3 protein-coding genes are annotated in these 3,468 nt (G+C 71.9%); all 3 read right to left on the reverse strand.

Annotated elements, in window-relative coordinates; genetic code table 11:
• Window positions 1-88: 88 nt before the first annotated feature.
• From KGA66_RS28335 to KGA66_RS28345, 3 genes are read right to left on the reverse strand one after another with little or no spacing between them, the layout of a single operon-like run.
• Window positions 89-472, reverse strand: coding sequence for a hypothetical protein (locus KGA66_RS28335; RefSeq protein ID WP_211472552.1), 384 nt, complete (start codon window positions 470-472; stop codon window positions 89-91).
• 56 nt (window positions 473-528) lie between these two features.
• Window positions 529-2,283, reverse strand: a complete 1,755-nt coding sequence (locus tag KGA66_RS28340) for a VirB4 family type IV secretion system protein (RefSeq protein WP_211472554.1) — start codon at window positions 2,281-2,283, stop codon at window positions 529-531.
• Window positions 2,274-3,230, reverse strand: coding sequence for a PrgI family protein (locus KGA66_RS28345; RefSeq protein ID WP_211472556.1), 957 nt, complete (start codon window positions 3,228-3,230; stop codon window positions 2,274-2,276). Before KGA66_RS28345 ends, KGA66_RS28340 begins: the two co-directional genes overlap by 10 nt.
• Between the last annotated feature and the right edge of the window lie 238 nt (window positions 3,231-3,468).

Genomic DNA, 3,468 nt, shown 5'->3' on the forward strand with positions numbered 1-3,468 from the left:
TCCTTTCCCTCGTTTCTTGCCGTCAGCAAGCAGGAACGTAGCGGAAAGGAGCCCTCTGTGACGATCAGCAGCGTGCAATCGCCCGAGATCACAGACCTCGAACACGCACCCTCAAGGAGCCGCACCCGTATTCGAAGCCGAGGTGCGGCTGGCCGTGCAGCAGCCGGGCGAGGCGGGGCCGGTGCAGGCCGAGCAGGTTCGCCCACAGAGCCTGACCACCGGAGAGCGCAGCCTCAGGTGGCGCCGAGATGTCGATGACGCGAGCGTCGTCGGCGAAGGCCCGGTTACGGCGGGCGCGGATCAACACTCCGGCCGCGGCGTACGCCGCCATGCACGTACTGATCGCAGCGAAGAGGGGCAGCGCCCAGGCGTGCAGGAACGTCTCAAGGTGCTGCAGAACGGCCTGCGGGTCACGGAACACGGCGGGCAGGCGCGGTACAGCAGGGGGCGTCGGGGCATCGATCAAACACACGGGAATCAGGTCCTTACGAAGCATGGGTGCTGTGTGGGCGGTCAGGTGTGTCCGGTTCAGGTGGCGATGCCTGTGTGCAGGAGATTCGCGGCGTCTGGTTCGGCGAGGGAGGCGAAGGTGGCCTTGGAGCCGTCGGCGGCGGTGAGCAGGGCGTGGCCTCTCGGGCAGGTGAGCAGGAACGCGCGTTCGCCGGCGCAGAGGTGGAAGGCGTCGGCGACGGCGTCGATGGCTTGTGGCGCTTGGCGCAGCAGGACCTGGGTGGCGGCGTTGGCGACGACCGCGGCGCCGAGCTCCGTGCCGAGGACGTCGGCGGCGTCCTGGGTGACCATCGCCAGGGCGAGGGTGTGTTTACGTGCGGATTTGGCCAGGCGGAACAGGAACCTGGCGGCGACCGGGTCCTTCATCGCCAGCCAGGCTTCGTCGATCAGGACCATGCGACGGTGCCCGTCTGCGGTGCCGGCCTGCCCCCACACTTCGGAGAGGATCAGCAGCATCGCGGCGGTCTTCAGCTGCTCGGGCAGGCCGTTCAGGGTGTAGACGGTCAGGTGGGTGTCGAGGCGGTGGCTGGTGGGGGCGTCGAACAGTCCGCCGTGTGCGCCGGCGACGAACGGATCCAGTCGCGCCGCGAGCCGCTGTCCGGCGGGGTCGGTGCTTTCGCGCATCAGCTTGATGACGGCTGAGAGGTCGGGGGCGGGTGCGGTCCAGGTGCGCGGGTCCGGGGTGATTCCCGCGTCGCGGTAGGCGGTGAGGGTGGCGCGGTCCAGGGCGGCGCGGCCCTCGTCCGCGTCCTTCTCGCCTACCAGGACGCCGACGAGGGCGTGCAGGTCCAGGGCGCGGCGCGTGAGGGCGTCCGGGCCGGCTGACGCGGGGTCGGGCAGGGTGAGGGGGTTGATGCGCACGCCCGGGGCTCCGAGGGCGACGACGGTGCCGCCGACCGCCTGCGCCAGTGAGGCGTATTCGCCTTCGGGGTCGATCACGCTGACGGTGGTGCCCTGGTACAGCTCGCGCAGCAGGTCGGTTTTCGCCAGGTAGGACTTGCCGCCGCCAGAGGCGCCGAGAATGACGCTGTTGTGGTTCTGCTGGGTCCAGCGGTCCCAGAAGACGGGGTTGCCGGTGGCGGTGTTCAGCCCCCACAGCACCCCGCCCACTGCGTCACCGCCGTCGCCGTGGTCGAGGCGGGTCAGGTCCGGGGAGGCGATCGGCAGGCACGCCGCCAAGGCCTCGGTGGCCAGGGTGCGGGCGGGGCCGAGAGGGTCGATGCCGACCGGAAGTGTGGCGGTCCAGCCTTCGATCTGCCGGAAGGTGGCCGGGGTGAGCGTCGCGAGTTGCGCGGCGAGCAGGCCCTTGATCTCGGCGAGGACCTGCTCGAGTTCCTCAAGGCTGTCGGCGTAGGCGGTCAGGTGGATCGCGGCGCGAAACAGTTTCGCGCTGGCGCGGGCGACGCGGTGCGCCAGGTCCTGGGCGTCGGCTGCTGCGGCCTCGATCACGGGGTCTTCCAGGCGCCCGCGATCGGCGTCGCCGCGGCGTCCGGCTTCCAGGCGGGCGCGCTGCTTGCGCAGCCGGGATGCAGCCGCCAGCGGCGCGACAGGTTCGGCGTGGATGGCCACATCGATCCGCGCGGGGTAGGTGTATATGGCCTCCAGCCAGCCGGGCAGCACCTCCGCCGGGTAGCCGGTCAATGTCACGGTCGCGGCGTGCACGCCGTCGATCTCCAGGTGCCGGGCGTGCACCTCGACGCCGCCGGGACCGAACCACGACCCGGCCGGCGGCCCCTCGGATCGTGTCCTGCGTGGTGTACGGATCAGTGCCATGACGGATCGGGTCCTTCCTGGGCGTGGTGTCCGGTGGCGAGCCGGACCGGGCTGGTGGGTGGGGCGAGGCGCGCGGGATGCCGGTCGCGCCGCGGGTCGCAGGCGGCTGTGATGGCGGCCGTGGCCTGCCCGGCGTCGAGCACGCGGGTGTCGATGCCGCAGGCGGCGAGCAGCTGCGCGGCCTGGGCGGCGCGGTGCGCGACGGTGACCGCGGCGGCGGGGAGCGGTCCGGGTTCGCGCACGACGAGCAGCACCCGGCGCGCGGTGAGCTGCGTGGTGTCGGCCAGCTGGTGCAGGAACGCGGCGTGCTCGCGGGCGCGGGCTTCCAGCAGCGGGTGCGGCAGGCCGGCCGCGGTCTGCTCGCAGTGGTCCGCGGCGGCGGTCAGGTCGATGCGGTGGGCGGTGACCGTGAACTGGAACGGGCCGTTGATCGCGTTCAGGGCGCGGGCGAACGCGCCGAGCACAGCGTTGGCCTCTGTCCCGGAGCGCAGGGCCAGGTTGACGGTGCCGCACTCCACGAGCGCCGCCGCGCCGTGTTCTCCCAGGTCCAGCACGCCGGGTTCGTGCACGTCGCCGACCGGCAGATCGAGCGGTGCGAGCCCTTCGCCGAGCACCGTGTCGGCCCCGGTCGTCGTGACGCGTCGGCGGGGGGTGCGGTGGTGGCGCAGGGCGGCGTGCAGGTATCGGTCCAGGGTGAGACCGTCGCGTGTGGTGGTGACCGCGACGGTCAACGCGCCGCCGAGCACGAGCGCGGCCAGGGCGAGCATCGGCAGCGGGACGAGGTGTTTCAGGGCGCTGTAGCCGAGCCAGAGCACGAGTGCGGCCGACGCGAGGTAGGCGGCCTGGCGGGCGGTGAACGGGCCCAGGATCTTGTCTTCGATCTCCAGGTCGGCGGTGACCGGGACCGGGTGCAGGTCGTCGTCGGGGTCGATGCGGCGGGTGGCCACGGGTCAGTCGCCTCCCTTCCTGCGGTTGCGGGGCGTGGTCTTCTTCGCCGCCTTCATCGCGGCCGGGGCGGTTGCGGGCAGGCGCACCGGGACGGTGCGCGGCACCGGTGGGAGACTGTCGGTTTTTCGGTGCGCAAGCCCTCTTTCGGTTGGTTGCTGGTCGGGGTGACTTTGGTGGGGAGTTCACCGGTTCGTGTGTCGCTGGGCTGGGTGGTTTCGGCGTCGCCGGCAGCCGAAG

Origin of the sequence: Actinocrinis puniceicyclus, from assembly GCF_018283645.1 — a bacterium.
GTDB classification, from domain to species: Bacteria; Actinomycetota; Actinomycetes; order Streptomycetales; family Catenulisporaceae; genus Actinocrinis; species Actinocrinis puniceicyclus.

What these genes read in the sequence shown, in the direction of transcription:
- KGA66_RS28340 (WP_211472554.1), bottom strand. Translation starts at nt 2,283, where the DNA reads ATGGCACTGATCCGTACACCACGCAGGACACGATCCGAGGGGCCGCCG.